The organism is Nostoc sp. KVJ20, assembly GCF_001712795.1.
In the GTDB taxonomy this organism is placed as follows: domain Bacteria; phylum Cyanobacteriota; class Cyanobacteriia; order Cyanobacteriales; family Nostocaceae; genus Nostoc.
Map to the genome: position 1 here is coordinate 1 of NZ_KV757655.1, position 15,224 is coordinate 15,224.

7 protein-coding genes and 2 pseudogenes are annotated in these 15,224 nt (G+C 41.6%); 3 read left to right on the forward strand and 6 right to left on the reverse strand.

Going from position 1 to position 15,224, the window contains the following annotated elements; genetic code table 11:
* Positions 1–257: 257 nt before the first annotated feature.
* Positions 258–2,261 (reverse strand): annotated as a pseudogene (locus tag A4S05_RS23605) (ribosome assembly protein 4); the annotation flags it as partial.
* Positions 2,262–2,581: 320 nt separating this feature from the next.
* A complete protein-coding gene (locus tag A4S05_RS23610; RefSeq protein ID WP_069072232.1) occupies positions 2,582–3,931 on the reverse strand; it encodes an AAA family ATPase in 1,350 nt (449 codons plus the stop codon).
* Between the two features lie 752 nt (positions 3,932–4,683).
* Between A4S05_RS23610 and A4S05_RS23615 the strand changes: the two genes are divergently transcribed.
* Entirely contained in the window at positions 4,684–4,887 is a 204-nt protein-coding gene (locus A4S05_RS23615) for a hypothetical protein (protein WP_069072233.1), read from the forward strand.
* Between the two features lie 57 nt (positions 4,888–4,944).
* On the opposite strand, the gene A4S05_RS23620 is transcribed toward A4S05_RS23615, so the two are convergent.
* On the reverse strand, positions 4,945–5,760 hold the full coding sequence (locus A4S05_RS23620) for an SDR family oxidoreductase (protein WP_069072234.1): 816 nt from the start codon (positions 5,758–5,760) through the stop codon (positions 4,945–4,947).
* Positions 5,761–6,282: 522 nt separating this feature from the next.
* On the reverse strand, positions 6,283–6,999 hold the full coding sequence (locus A4S05_RS23625) for a DUF2786 domain-containing protein (RefSeq protein ID WP_069072235.1): 717 nt from the start codon (positions 6,997–6,999) through the stop codon (positions 6,283–6,285).
* Between the two features lie 388 nt (positions 7,000–7,387).
* On the opposite strand from A4S05_RS23625, the gene A4S05_RS23630 reads away from it, so the two are divergent.
* Positions 7,388–7,591, forward strand: coding sequence for a ribbon-helix-helix domain-containing protein (locus A4S05_RS23630; RefSeq protein WP_069072236.1), 204 nt, complete (start codon positions 7,388–7,390; stop codon positions 7,589–7,591).
* Here A4S05_RS23630 and dinB read toward each other — a convergent pair.
* Complete coding sequence (dinB, locus tag A4S05_RS23635; RefSeq protein ID WP_069072237.1) at positions 7,562–8,653, reverse strand: DNA polymerase IV; 1,092 nt, start codon at positions 8,651–8,653, stop codon at positions 7,562–7,564. The genes A4S05_RS23630 and dinB overlap by 30 nt on opposite strands.
* Positions 8,654–8,889: 236 nt before the next feature.
* On the opposite strand from dinB, the pseudogene A4S05_RS39310 reads away from it, so the two are divergent.
* A pseudogene (locus A4S05_RS39310) lies at positions 8,890–9,084 on the forward strand (cryptochrome/photolyase family protein); the annotation flags it as partial.
* A 168-nt stretch (positions 9,085–9,252) separates the two neighbouring features.
* On the opposite strand, the gene A4S05_RS23640 reads toward A4S05_RS39310, so the two are convergent.
* Positions 9,253–15,224: putative Ig domain-containing protein (locus A4S05_RS23640; RefSeq protein WP_176727081.1), on the reverse strand; the 5,972-nt coding region annotated here is incomplete at its 5' end.

Below are 15,224 nucleotides of genomic sequence, written 5' to 3' on the forward strand. Positions count from 1 at the left end.
TTGCCTTGCCCTGCTCAATAATTATCTCTACCAGTTCTTCTTTTGATAACTGGTTCAAGCTTTCTCGGTCTAAATCTTGAGGCAGGTTTTGGTTCATATTTGTGATACTCCCCCTCAAGTGTCCCCCTTGTCAATACTCTGCCACCTGAATCCTTACGGATAATTAACTTGGTATCATCAGGTGAAAAGTTTCCTAAATTGTACAGTACATTACTGCTAAGAATATCTTTGCCAATAATCGTCATGCTAGACAAACGATTGCACTCTAGTAAATAATGAAGATAATCCACTCGCAATGATAGAATTACTTTCACTGAAAGAATATTGAGACACTCACCCAAAAACTCGAAAAACTGCCGCCTTTGTATTTCTTGGGTATAAGTAAAGAAAAATTCTTCAAACTGGTCAAAAATCAGCACTGTGCGTAGGTTATGCTGTTCATTTTCGTGCAGTTGAGAAATTAATGAGTCAGAAGATGTTTGAATTTTTTCTTTAAAAACCTCAAGCTCTTTATTCCTAGTTCTACCATTCTGTTGTAATGCCTCGTGTATTAGTCGCCCTAATTCTTCTACCCAATTAGTATAAACACGCATTACCACAGGCAGATTATCTTTGATTCCGATCGCTTTATTTTTTAAAGCCGGAACTAGCCCTGCGTTGACTAAAGAGCTTTTGCCTACACCTGACTGCCCATGAACGACAATCAACTTATAGTCCAGGCGACCTACACGCTCAACCAAGCGTTCTACATCCAACAAGCGACCTGATGCAGCAATTTCTGGAGCGATATTTTCTTGAATTTCAGTTTTGCTTAAGGATGCTTGAGCCTGCTTTGTTGACTGTAATCTACCTGCACCAATAAAAGCCCGTAAACCAAACTGCTGTTCAACAGACTGCTGCTGCTGTTTGATGTTATATGCTTTGAGATATTCTTTTTGCTCAAAGTAAAGCCGTTGCAAGTAACTGAGAATATTCAGGTGTTGTCTTAAATCCAATAGGGGACTAACACCATCTCTTGCAACTTCTAAATTTGCAATTGCTGAAGAAATTTCGCCTAATTGATATTCAGCCTGCGCCAAAATATACTTGTAAAGACTAGAATCGTATGTAATCACAGACTCTTGTGGAAGTTGCGATACTACCCCAGAAATATTTATTAATTCACGATTAGGAATTGCTGACAAGATAGTTAGAGCTTGCTGTGTAAACTGCTTGGCTTCACGCCAGTGCGCTCGTGCCAGTGCTACTTGCGCTAAAAAACTATAATCCTTAGCTAATTCGATGGGCTGATTTAGAGCCTGATGTATCTCTAAAGCCTGCTGTGCTAATGACTGTAACTTATCCCACTCTTTCAAATCCCGTAGTATATTCCCAAATTTCACGAAAGAACTGGCTACGAAATCTGGTTTTTGAACTTCGTTGAGAAAGTTAATATATTCTTCAGCAGATTGACGAGTAGCTTGCCAATCTAAATGATTAATATCTGATTTTTTTAAAGCTTTAAGATAATGACAAAAAGCAATCTCACTTAAAATCTTGTTCTGTCTAACTAGATTATGTAGCTGTTCCCAAATAATTTTAGCTTGTTGATAAAATTCTAAAGCAGCATCTAGCTGATTATTAAGCTGTTTTACTAACCCAAGCAATGATGCTAAATTAGCTTCAATCTCAAGATCATCAGTTCGTAACTCTCTTTGCGCTGCTGCTAATTCTAATTCGAGTAACAGAGAATCATTTAAATTCAAATTTAAAGTATTACTAAAATATTTATCAGCCAGTTGATTGATAAACTCACTTAAATCATTCTGCGCGATCGCAAAACTTCTGCTAGTTCCCCAGCTTTCCAAGTCAGGAGCAATCTCCATGATGGTGTGGTGGATTTCTTCGCTAATCCACAGCACTACTGGAATAGACAAATTTTTACGAAATTCTTCGCGTACCTGATTAGCACTTGTCAACATCTGCGCTAAATCATGCAGTGATTCCCAGCCCACAATCATCAACGCTTGGGTATCTGGCTGTAATTCTGAACGGATTGCAGTAAAAAGCATTCTTTCCGATTCTTTGATCTGCAATACCTGAATCTTCATTTTACAGATTTCGCTTAACCTTTCTATCAAGCGAGTCCGTAAATCGCTGTAATTGCACCGCGCCCAAATCAGCTTAAATTGTCCCACCGAAGCCTGAAGCGTCCAAGCTAGCTGTTGCAGCGATCGCTCATTATCCTGTGGTGTATCTTCTGACTGGTGCGGTGTACTCATACAATTTCAATCAAAAAGATGGGCAAAGGGGAAAGGGAAAGGAAACCAGTTAATTAAAAAACAGGGATTTCAGGTAGTTATATGCTGATTCTTCTATTTACAAGATGGTAAAAGCGAACGCATTAGGTAATGGGTATTATCTCTTTAATAATTACTTCCTTTACCCCTTACACCATTTCACAAAAAATCTGATACATATAGCAATCCTAAAAGCTTTACTGTATCTTACGTTTTTTAATTACGAATTACTAATTGCGAATGGGCGAAAAAGCGAATTGTGAATTGATATTACCTTTCCCCTTTTCTAGTGAACTGCTCTCTCAACTACTCAACTCTGCTGCCTCTGCCAAAATCGGATTGACATCAAACCAAGATTCACCCCCATCTCGGTATTCAAACACAAATCTACTACGGATTAGCTTTTGGTATCCTTGGTCATCGCTAACTTTCTTCCTTTGCTTAACATAACGCAGCAATTCCCACTCCGAATCTGAAATCGGCATTGCCATCTCATTGCGACGTGCGCGAATCACCTGCTCCAATGTCTTACGCGAGAGGGGAAACCTCATTTCCTCCTGAATCCAAGTATTGAGCAACCTAAGCAAGTCTCGCACATGACCACCACTCAAACTGCATAGCCGCAAGAGCGTTTCTGTACTGTCGAAGATTTCACTAATCTGGTCTAAACGCTCCTCTGGTTGCAAATCGGGAAATGCCCTTGCCAGCACCATCTGCTGCATCAGCCCCATCCCTTGCTGATGTATGCTGCCGTCTGGCCATTGCACTGGAACCATCGGCAGTACCTTCGGGTCTTCTGGGAAACGCTGGGTCAACGTTCCATAATCATTAGAGAATTTCAACGATAGCGGCATTGTGAAAACTAAATGGCAGTTCAGCTTTGTCAAAAACTCCCCCTGATCCACAAACAGATATTCCTGCTGCGGACGACCCCACGCCTTAATCCGGTTATCTATGCGATCGAGGTTATCGACTATCACCACTAATCCCTTTTTACCCTGCTGCTTTAGTTTAGCGATCGCTGGCTCTAGGAGTTCACGATTAATCGCCTCCAGCAGTCTGGTCTTCTGTGGCCCCAGGTATTGGTTAAGCTTCTCTCGCAGTTGAGGATCACTTTTCGTCTTGGTTGTGATTTCACCAATTCCCAGTGCTAAGGAGAATTTCTCTTTTTCTGTGGAGAAACCAACATCTCCGGCTGGGGTTTTTACCTTAAACCCCGTTACCTCCGAATCTAGCGCTCTCAATGCGCCTTGCAGTAGTTCATGGAATTTGTTCGGTTCCGAAAGCGTGATTTTCTCCAGGCTTTGGCTCACACGACGGGCGATCGCTAAAAGCACATCTGCAATGTCTACGTCGGTCATTTCTAAATCTTCGCTAGACTCAAAATATACTACGTGGTAGCCTGATTCTTCCAGTTCCACCTGCAACCTGACTAGCTCTGTCGATTTCCCACAGCCGATATGACCAGTAAATAACGTGCAGGTCGGTTCGTTCGCTTTGAAGAACGTAATTTTCTGCTTCAGCTTGCCGATGATATCGCCGCCTCTGACTGAGGAAAAGTCAATGTAGTACTTTTTATCTGAACCTTGATTGATGTACAAAGTTCGACTGGGGTCTGTTCGGTGGAAAAATTCTAGTAAATCTATAGTCATAAATAATTTATTGATTACTGAATATTTTTTAATAAAAGGGTAATTTGCTATTTTTAAAGATTATTGATTAACACTACACTGCTTTTCACCGCATATCTCAAGTGTTTCTACTTGCTACATTTGAGGTTAACGCTTTTACGGACTGTGATGCAATCTGACGGTTATGGCGAGTAAACAAAGCACTGCACGTGTGATTCGATTGTTGCCAGTGGGTGTAAACTCTTGTAGCCAACCTGTACAAGAAAAAACTGCCCTGGGGCATGGTCAGAGCAGCGCTTGCAAATAGGGGATTAAATAAAGGACTTTTAAAGCTTGTCCCTGTTTTACATATAATTCGTTTGGTATGCAATATTCTTCAGCTAAAGCTTTGTACTTTATGCAAGAAGAACGAAAAACTTTTAAAGCTGCACTATACAAGGATTAGACGCAATAAACCAAGCCCAATACAACACCCTTAGCTGAATACGTGTAAACCAATGGTTGTCAAAATTTGGTCAAACATAAATGCACCCTTGACCTCAAGGGAACAATCGCAGGCTGTGGAGGGCGGTTGTAACAAGGGCACAGGAGAGGCGATCGCAAATTGACTTATTTATTGAAGTAAAATGCCGACCATTGGTCGGCAAAAGATGATCCCTTATGCTGTAGCTGGAGTTCCAAAATATCGAGTAGCACATCACTAAGTAATATATCGGTATTTAATAGCCTCTTTTATTATACATACTCACTTAATCTAGTTTGCAAAAGTGGCGATGGCTCAAGCACCCGATGTAGGCGATCGCAACTTCTGTACAAGTCTGCAACCTCGTTTCGCGGCAATGGCAAGCGGGAGTGGTGAAAGACTACTCTTCGCCAGGGGGTTTTCTGGAGGTGCGCGGGGCGGGTGCTTTTTATGTGTTCAATGGGGAATGTGTGGCGGTAGAGAGTTGGAGTGGGTGAGGAGAGAGATGTACTAAACTGTACTGTGGAGTAGTAAAAATCATCTACTTGCCACGCAGTTTCTCAAGTTTTGATTACTTCTGGGTAGCAGTTGGCTTGCGAACGGTCGCAGCAGTTATACGATCAACCAATCCTGGCATAATTAGCTTTGCCCAAGGGAGTATTTTACCTTTCAACGTCATGATGTGTTCTCTTTTACGCCGCTCCATCGCCCAAATAATTTGATCTACACACTCATCTACTGACATATTGCCTTGCGTTTCATCACGCGGACTTTTGCCTAATGGTTTTCCATCTGCTCCCAAGGCTCGTTGCCGAATATCTGTGGCGACAAACCCTGGTGAAACAACCAATACATCTACTCCTGTTGAGTGCAATTCTATCCGTAATGTATCAAAGAAGCCTTGCATGGCGTGTTTACTGGCAACGTAACCTGTACGAGTCGGTACACCTGTTTTGCCACAAATTGAAGAAATCGCCACTAATAGTCCTCGACTGGCTTTTAGATAGGGTAGGGCATAATGAGTACAATAGACTGCACCTAAATAATTAACCTGCATTACCCGCTCAAAAATGGACAAATCTGTCACTTCATCAAAGCACGTCAGCATTCCAATTCCGGCATTGTTGATCAAAATATCAATCTGCCCAAACACGGTAATCGCTCTCTCTATCAACTGCTGGCAAGCTTCTGTTTGAGTTACGTCTGTAGCTACTGCAATCACCTTGTGTGTATGATTTGTGCAAGCAGTCAGTGTCTGTTCTAATCCTTCTTGATTACGAGCCGCTAGGACTAAATTTGCATCTTGTTGGGCTAACGAGATTGCCAGCTTTCGCCCAATCCCTGCTGATGCACCTGTAAGAACAATGGTTTTATTAGCAAAGCTCATAATCAATGTTTCCAGTCAGAAGATTGCCTATTGTAGAGCTTTATATTATCAGTCAATTTGCTTTTTTCTTTACAGCTAGGCGAAGATTTGGGGGATTAGTCAGAATTGGGGGTTTTGGGTGTTCTGTCTCTTTTACAGCAGGAATTCTATCGGGGGCGGCTGTGTCAGGCTGACGGTGGAGTGTCTTTTGGGAGCCAAGGGTGGGCACTGGAGTTTAATGACTAAATAATCTTCCTCTCAAAAGGCTCATGATTAAGGTAATTTAGAAGGGGGACAGGAGAGGCGATCGCTTATGATAGATGCACTTTCACAAAAATACTCTACCGAATTATTCACATCAATAGAGTATATAAATTTACTACTATCACCTTTTAACAGTAATTAGTTTATACTTTGATAACTATTTATACCTCTGTAGAAGTACTGTAAATCTTGCCTACAGCGATCGCATCAAGCACTGCATGAGGGCAATCACTCCAAAATCTACTCTTATCACTGCCGCTATCTCCTGATAAGTCTTAATTAACTTGGCAGATAGTGCTGTTGACTGCTACTAACTTGGTGATTAAGAGAGACAGAATCAGCCGCAGATATACCAGAGAAATATCCGTCTTTTGAACCACAATATGGTAATGCCATTTGTTTAACTTTCACATTATTTAGATATGCTTCTAACTCAGATTCTAGTTTTTCATAGAGCGCTTGCACGATAATCGCAGGTACTGCAACTGATTCAGTAGTTCCAGCAATACCTTGATTTTTCTGTTGATCGCGATTCTCAAGAATCCTACTTACAAGTCTATTAGCAGCACCTAATTTAAAAGCATTTCTAAAAGCGCGATTGCCTACGGCTTGTTTTGCCAGTCGTTCAATAGTTTGTTCAAGATACTCAAACTGAATCTGAGTAGAGACGATATTCACTTTTCGCCCTAAGATAATCATTTTAGACCCGCTATGGTAGTGTCTGGTGATCGCAGAGCAGTAATTCCCCCAACAAACACCACTTAGTAAAATAAATTTCCATGAGGTCATGCGTTTAAACTGGCGAATGACTTCTTCTTCTAATGGTTGAGGTGTCCAATCATGGAGTGAGGCAATCGATAAATTGTGCCGGGTTAGCATTTCTTGGGCTTTAGCTGCGGCGGCGCTTGCCTCTGCTTCGTTGGGAGATTGTCTAAGTGCGAATAGTTTTCTAATTTTGTCAGCGATTTTTTCTAGTTCTAACACCTGTGTCTGCATTCGTATCACTCAAGCAAGTTTTGAAAGGAAACATCTTTTTTAATATACTTGTGTAAAATGAAAAATGTACCTAATTTTTATTCATACATAGAAGATTTACTAAATTCAATTGGCAATGCTTGCTGATTATACGCCTCTTGCAAGGCTCACTCAAATTGCGCTTTGCTTAACAATATTTACAAAAAATACAAGCTCGTTTCAAATGTTGTAAAGTTCATATAGATGATAGATCAGTGAAGTTTTGGATTACAAGTAAATACTCTGAGGAAGATGTGCTAAAAATAGTTTTACGGCAAGTATACTGTGGTTAACATCTATATATTTGTTAAGTATTGCACAAGGCATTTAAAGTCTAGATAATTCATTAAATTTTATTAATAAAGCAGTTATGAACAAAAAATGGGCTGTCAAACGAATCACAATAAATCTTGCATCAACTGAAAGCGAAAAACTTGAAAAATATTGTGCAAGTACGGGTAGACCTGCAACTGATGTGATTCGGGAGTTGATTCGCTCTCTCTCCATAACCGAGTTGTCAGCGTCTGAACAAACTACACCTACACTAAAATATAATGTTCCCATTTTGAAATAATGGCAATTGAATTACTTGGGTTTGTTTGGCGTTATCCAAATTGGACAAGGAAATGCCCAGTAACCTAATACTGCGGTTTTCCAGATCAATCGACTCAAACAGTGCTTTAGCTATCTCAAAAATTGTATCTACTTCACTAATTGGAGCGATCGCCGTCTTACTACGTGTTATCTGGCGATAATCAGAAAACTTGACTTTTAGGGTTAATGTACGTCCTCGCGTTTCGTGTTGCTCTAACCGTTGCTCGACAAGAGAGGCAATCTGTTCGAGTTCTTGCAACATCTGACTGATATCACTTAAGTCATTTGCAAACGAATTTTCTGCACCAACGGATTTGCGAACCCGATTCGCCTCAACTGGACGGTCATCTTCTGCTCTGGCAATCTTGTAGTAATAATTCCCTGCTTTCCCAAAATGGTGTGTTAGCTCAGTCAGCGATCGCGTTTTCAAATCTGCGCCAGTATGAATGCCGAGCGAATGCATTTTAACCGCCGTAACTTCTCCAATGCCGTGGAATTTTTCAATCGCTAGCTGTTCTACAAAGGCGATCGCATCCTCCGGTAAAATAACCGTTAGTCCATTCGGCTTGTTCTGCCCTGATGCCATTTTTGCAAGAAACTTGTTAATCGACACACCTGCGGTTGCTGTCAACTGAGTTTCCTGAACAATTGCAGTTTTGATGTGTCTTGCGATCGTAGAAGCGTAGGGAATGTTTTGCTTGTTTTCAGTAACATCTAGATATGCCTCATCTAGTGCAACCCCTTCCACCAAGTCAGTATAGCGTTTGAATATGGCGTGGATTGAAGTGGAAATCTCTCGGTAAACGTCGAATCTCGGTCTGACAAAGATAAGCCCAGGATATTTAGCGATCGCTGTTACTGACGGCATTGCTGAGTGAATACCAAACTTACGAGCTTCATAACTCGCTGCTGCAACTACGCCTCGCTGATTCGGGCTGCCACCGACGACTAACGGTTTGCCTCGGTAGCTAGGGTTATCCCTCTGCTCTACCGATGCGTAGAAGGCATCCATATCAACGTGAACTATTTTCCTCGTCTGCATTGTTGTTGAGGTATTATCATTTCTACCAAGCGGCAGGAACGACTATTCTCTGCTAAATTTATGATTCAATCTGGATATTTGAGAAATTTCTCATCACAATAGTACATTAGCACTAGCGCTTTTGGGCTTTCATCAGCTTTTTGATTGAGAAAGTTTTTGTAACAATAGCGTTACACTTGATTGAGTAGCATTTTGTCATCACGTTGCCAACGCACAGATTGAGAGGAAGTAAGTGCATGACTATTGGCGTTTAGGTTCTTGGAGATCAACTTTGGGCTGGGCAGTCAGCGCTAGAGAGTTGCCAACAACAACACCAACAGACTCCTGTGATTTTTATCGAATCTCTTGCCCATGCAGGGCGACTTCCTTATCACTTGCAAAAACTGGTATTGATCTGGTCAGCTATGCGTCACTTTGCTGCCGAATTGCGATCGCTTGTGCAATTTGAGTGATGTTATGTGTGCTTAAATAACCATAATATCCCCGTTAAACCCGCGTGCAAAGAAGGTTTTGGTAGGTTTGTATTATCGTTGTAGTTACCATGCTAAACATGGTAACTACAACGAGTTTAATCTTTTGTATTACCTAGCTAGCTTTCGTTAGGCAATGACAGTAATATTCGCACTAGTAAGCGCTACCTGATTCGAGAACTGGGCTATCTGAACTCGTGCAGCACTACCAATCCCATCTTTATCAAAGAATAGGTTCCCCGTAGTTTGATCGTAGATAAAGCGATCGCCTGCTATGGTTGCATTAGTACCAAGTCTGAACAAACTCGAATCCAGTACCGTATCCTGAGATTGGCTCAGTCCAAATTCTGTCTTAGAAACGAAGATAGTATCATCTCCAACAGAAAAATCAGTAATAGTGTCATAGCCTCCAGTGCGAGTATTAGCCAGGTTAAAGCTATCTCGATCAACTCCACCAGTCAATATATCTCGACCAACTCCACCAGCGAGTAAATCGTCACCTGCACCACCAAGCAAGGTGTCATTGCCTGAGTTACCAAAAAGGCGATCGTTGCCATCAACTCCATTCAAGATGTTAGCGCCAGTATTTCCCGTCAGGATATTATCAAGGCTGTTACCAGTACCATTAATTGCTGAACTTCTACTCAGAGTTAAGTTTTCTAGGTTATTTCCCAACACCCAAGTTATCGAAGACTTAACTAAATCTGTGCCTGCATTTAATCCTTCAGTAACAGTATCGCTGACGCTGTTTACAGTGTAAGTATCATTGCCGACTCCACCATCAAGACTATCATTACCTGCACCTCCATCTAAGTCATCGTCACCTACACCACCAAACAAGGTGTCATTGCCCGAACCACCAATCAGGCTATCATTGCCATCAACTCCATTAAAAGTGTTAGCGGCACTATTTCCTGTGATGATGTTATCAAGGCTGTTACCAGTACCATTGATTACCTTGCTTCCAGTTAGGGTCAAGTTTTCTAGGTTATCTGTTAACACCCAACTCACTGAAGACTTAACTAAATCTGTGCCTGCATTTAAGCCTTCAGTAATTGTATCGCTGAGGCTGTCTACGGTGTAAATGTCATTGCCGGCTCCACCATCAAGGCTATCATTACCGACTCCACCATCTAAGGTGTCATTACCAGAACCACCAATTAAGGTGTCATTACCAGAACCACCAATCAGGCTATCATTGCCATCAACTCCATTCAAAGTGTTAGCGGCAGTATTTCCTATGAGGATGTTATTCTCTTTGTTACCAGTACCATTGATTGCCAAGCTTCCAGTCAGGGTCAATTTTTCCAGGTTATCTGCCAACAAAAAACTCACAGAAGACTTGACTAAATCTGTGCCTGCATTTAAGCCTTCAGTAATCGTATCATTGAAGTTGTCTACGATGTAAGTGTCATTACCAATTCCACCATTGAGACTATCTGCTCCCAAACCTCCATCTAAGGTGTCATTGCCTGCACCACCCAACAAGGTATCATTGCCGTCACCACCAATCAGGCTATCATTGCCATCAACTCCATTTAAGATGTTAGCGGCAGTATTTCCTGTGATGATGTTATTAAGGCTGTTACCAGTAGCATTGATTGCCAAGCTTCCAGTTAGGGTCAAGTTCTCCAGATTAGCTCCCAACACCCAACTTACCGAAGACTTGACCAAATCTGTGCCTGCACTGGCGGATTCAATAATCGTGTCGCTGATACTGTCCAGAATATAAGTGTCATTGCCTTTACCACCAATGAGACTGTCATCTCCTGTACCACCATCTAAGGAATCATTGCCATCACCGCTATCAAGGGTGTCGTTATCACCTAGTCCTTGGAGCGTGTCATTGCCTAGCAATCCTGAGATAATATCCTTGTTCAATGTACCAGTTAGGTTGTCTGCGCCTGAAGTGCCATTAATCACATTAGGAAGTTGAATAATGGTATTAGCCACTGTCAATACAAAAACATCGCTGATACTTGCTGTTCCATCACTGGCGGTAACTTTGATGTTGATGCTACCAAAATTGTTATTTGTAGGGTTACCACTAAATGTACGAGTTTCTGCATTAAAAGTGAGCCAACTTGGTAAGGCATTACCGTTTTCTAAAGTTGCCAAATAGGTAAGGATATCGCTTACATCTATATCATTGAAGGTGTTAGCAGGGATTGTAAAGCTGAAGGCTTTATCTGCCGTGGTAATTTGGTCAGCGAGCGCCTGGTTTATAATTGGTAAATCATTAACCCCAGTAATCTCTAGAGTGATAGTTTGAGATGCTGTGCCACCGTTACCATCAGTGACAGTGTAGCTGAAAGTTCCGATATTGCCATTGGCGTTGCTAATTGGGACAAAAACTAAGTTAGTTAGTTGTTGAGTGGTTAAGGTTGTGTTTGCGGTGACAACTGTATTGTTAGATAAGCGAATTTCCCCTTTTGTTATTTCTGGAACGGCGGTAACAGTGATAGTTAAAGGATCGTTATCTGCATCGGTTGGGGTTGCGAGCGCTAAATAAGTAGGCGCAGCATCTTCTAAAATTGTGAGAGTCTTATTTCCCTGCGTTAAAGGGGCTTGATTCACAGAGATACCCAACAGTTTATTTAAAACGTTGATGCCAGAAAGGTTATCAAGCGTTTCAATAAACCCTACACCTGCACCTGTGGCATTGGAATTGAAGAAATTAAGTACGCTCAAATCAGCTTCCGGGGTTGTAATGCCGTCTTGATTTAAGTCAATTAGTAGAGTTGTTCCAATCCGTTGTATCCCAGTAATCCCAGCGACGGGAGTAGATAAAGAGAGCGTAATATCTGCGAGATCGAGTGTATCTGTTCCTCCTGTATCTTCAATTTGACTTCCTGCGGCAGTTTGCGCTTGCAGGATATAAACATCATCGCCTAAACCGCCTTTAAGGGAATCAGCACCACCACCACCAGTCAGTTTATCGTTGAGATTGCCTCCCCGTAAATCATCCCCATAAATAGTTCCGGTAATATCAAAGCGTTCTACATTACTGAAGCGGACATGACTTGGCCCCCAAGTAGATATTTCGCCGCTACCTGTTGCTAAGTCAAAGGAGTTATAGCGAACACCGATATTAACATAAGAAGTTATGGCAAGTTTATCTGTCCCAAATCCTCGCTCTGTTGAGCCATTCTCTATAGCTGTGTCGATAAGAGTTGCTGTTCCAGTTCTGTAAGTATCTGCGATGTACAAGCCATATAAGCCATAACCTTGATAATTTGTATCTAGGGGTTTTACAAAAGCTGCTTTTTGTCCATCAGATGCTAAGACAGGATTAGCACCACCATTAACTCGTAAACCATAGCTTTCTGCAACTTCTTGAATTTCAGAACTATTTGTACTGATTGCTGATAAGCTCGAAGAACTATCGCTCCAGAGGGCCGTAGTTCCATTGCTGCTGTAAAAAGCATTGTTTCCCAATTGTAGTGAATTGATTTGAGGAAAATTAGAATTGGTATTAGCCCACCAAATGCCGTATTGGCTGTTGTTGTTTTGATATCCCCGCCAAATAATCTGAGAGCCATCGGCTGAAAGATAAGGACTGTCAGAAGAATCTTGCGTAATTTGTCGCAAGTTTGTTCCATCTGTATTGACGACAAACAGTTTAGCGTTAGCAGTCCAGGCAACTTGATTTCCTGAACTAGCGAAGGATAGAAAGTATATGTCACCTTGAATGCTATTACTTCGGCTAATCTCAGTTTTTCCTGTGCCATCTGTGTTAGCAACATACAGTTGACTACCTACACTCCAGGCAATCTTACTGCCATTAGCTGAGAAAGCTATTGTATTGATATATCCATCATTAATTTTTAAAGGAGCATTAGAACTATCAAGCTTTTTCACCCATAAACCGTTATTTGAATTACTGTAGTAGGCATAAGTTGTACCATCGGCAGAAAGAGCATGTTTTTGATAGTTTTCTCCGATTTTGATGGGACTACCTAATCCATAGGCATTACCAATGAAAAAGTCTGAGCGAAACCCAGTTTGATTATAAACTTTACTCCAAGCTACAGCACGGGTGGGTAGGGTAGAGTAATTTAACACTAAAATATCTATTCCTGCACCACCATCAGCTCGATCGTCTCCCCAACCTGGCGTTAAGGTATCATTACCAATACCACCCTGAAGGGAATCATTACCATCTTCACCTAAAAGTATGTCATTGCCATCTTCACCCCGTAGCGTATCATTCCCTTTGCTTCCGTTGAGGCGGTCATTACCTTGACCTCCATCTATGAAGTCATCACCGTTACCGCCAGAAATAGTATCGTTGCTAATTTGGAGTTGGCTAAGAATATTCGCCCCTGAAAGGTTAGTTACTGTTTCAATAAAGCCTGTTCCTGCACCTGTTCCCGTTACATCGAAGAAGTTAATAATACTTAGATCATCTTCGGTAACAGCAATTCCATCTTGATTTAAGTCAATCAGTAGCGTTGTCCCTGCACGTCTTATCCCCAAGATTTCCGTTGCGGGAACATTTAAGGAGAGAGTAACCCCTGTGAGTTCTAGAATATCTGTACCATTAGCATCCTCAATTTGACTTCCACCAGCATTTTGAGGATTAAGAATATAAGTATCATTTCCTAATCCTGCTTTGAGAGTATCAGCTCCACCAGCGCCTGTGAGTTTATCATCAAGATTTCCGCCAAATAAGTCATCGCCATACTTGGTTCCGGTAATATCAAAGCGTTCGATATTACTAAACTGAACCCGGCTAGGACCCCAAGTCAGGATTTCACCGCTACCTATGGTTAAGTCAAAAGAATTGTAGCGAACGCCAATATCGACATAACTGGATAACGTAGGACCTCTACCAACAGAGCCACCATAATCCCAGTTATTAGTATTGGTATCAATGAGGATGAGTGGTTCTAGTCCGTCAACACTGGCAACATAAAGACCATAAATTGCTTGTTGGTTGTCCGAGCTAATATATTGAGAGAATATGACTCGGCTGCCATCTCCTGAAAGTGATTGGGACGTAAATGCCGAAACATTCTTAGTATTAGGTACAGTCCATAGTCGAGAACCGTCAGTATTAGCAACGTAAACGCCAGGTGAAGAATAACCAGCCCCTGCATAACCAGCCCAAACGACCCGAGAACCATCGGCTGAAATTGCGGGCTTAATATTATAGCCGTAATTTCCTGAGAGTTCTCTTTGGTTACTACCATCAGTATTAGCAACCCATACTCCAGTTTGAGAACCAGACCAAGTTACCTTAGAGCCATCAGATGAAAGATTGACATACTGAAGATGATGGTTTTTATCAGTGGTAATTTCTCTTAAATTAGAGCCATCAGCATTAGCACTCTTGATTACGTAATCAAAACCGTATTCTTTCTTAACTCGGTCAATCCAGGCAATAGTACTGCCATCATCCGAAATTGCAGCATCAAGATACAGATGTTCGTAGTAGTTCTCAGAGAATAGCTGTCTAATTTGCTTTCCATCAGTACTAGCAATCCAAATACTGGAACTGTTAAACCAAACAACTTTGCTACCATCCTCTGACAATTGAGGAAAACCGTATCCTGTGTTTTCTGCTAGTTGTACGAAAGGTTCAGAAGTATGAATTTTTTTAATATAAACATTACTTCCCATACTTAACCCGGCAATAGTTGTCCCGTCTGCCGAAATAGCAACTTGATAAGTTCCAAAAACATCTAAGTCTGTTTTGATTAAGTTACCCATACCGTAAGCATTGGCAACATAACCATAGTACTTATTTGTGCCAGGGTCAGGTTCTGACCAAGCAACTGCCATTGTGGGTAGCGTAGAGTAGTCGATAACTAATAAATCAGTTCCATCATTCCCATCAACTACATCATTGCCCCAACCAGGGTTAATTGTGTCATTCCCTTCACCACCAAAAATACTGTCATGATCACCGTAACTGATGGATTGATTTTCGTAGCCACCAAAGATAATGTCATCTCCATTATCGCCATAGATGGTATCGCTACCTGCTTCGCCCCTAAGATAATCTGCTTGGGCGCCACCTTCTAGGCGATCGCTACCATCGCCACCAACAAGCGTATCATTTCCAGCTTCACCGTAGAGGCTATCATCGCCAGCAC

What these genes read in the sequence shown, in the direction of transcription:
- A4S05_RS23620 (WP_069072234.1), bottom strand. Translation starts at nt 5,760, where the DNA reads ATGAGCTTTGCTAATAAAACCATTGTTCTTACAGGTGCATCAGCAGGG.
- A4S05_RS23625 (WP_069072235.1), bottom strand. Translation starts at nt 6,999, where the DNA reads ATGCAGACACAGGTGTTAGAACTAGAAAAAATCGCTGACAAAATTAGA.
- A4S05_RS23610 (WP_069072232.1), bottom strand. Translation starts at nt 3,931, where the DNA reads ATGACTATAGATTTACTAGAATTTTTCCACCGAACAGACCCCAGTCGA.
- A4S05_RS23615 (WP_069072233.1), top strand. Translation starts at nt 4,684, where the DNA reads ATGGCTCAAGCACCCGATGTAGGCGATCGCAACTTCTGTACAAGTCTG.
- dinB (WP_069072237.1), bottom strand. Translation starts at nt 8,653, where the DNA reads ATGCAGACGAGGAAAATAGTTCACGTTGATATGGATGCCTTCTACGCA.
- A4S05_RS23630 (WP_069072236.1), top strand. Translation starts at nt 7,388, where the DNA reads ATGAACAAAAAATGGGCTGTCAAACGAATCACAATAAATCTTGCATCA.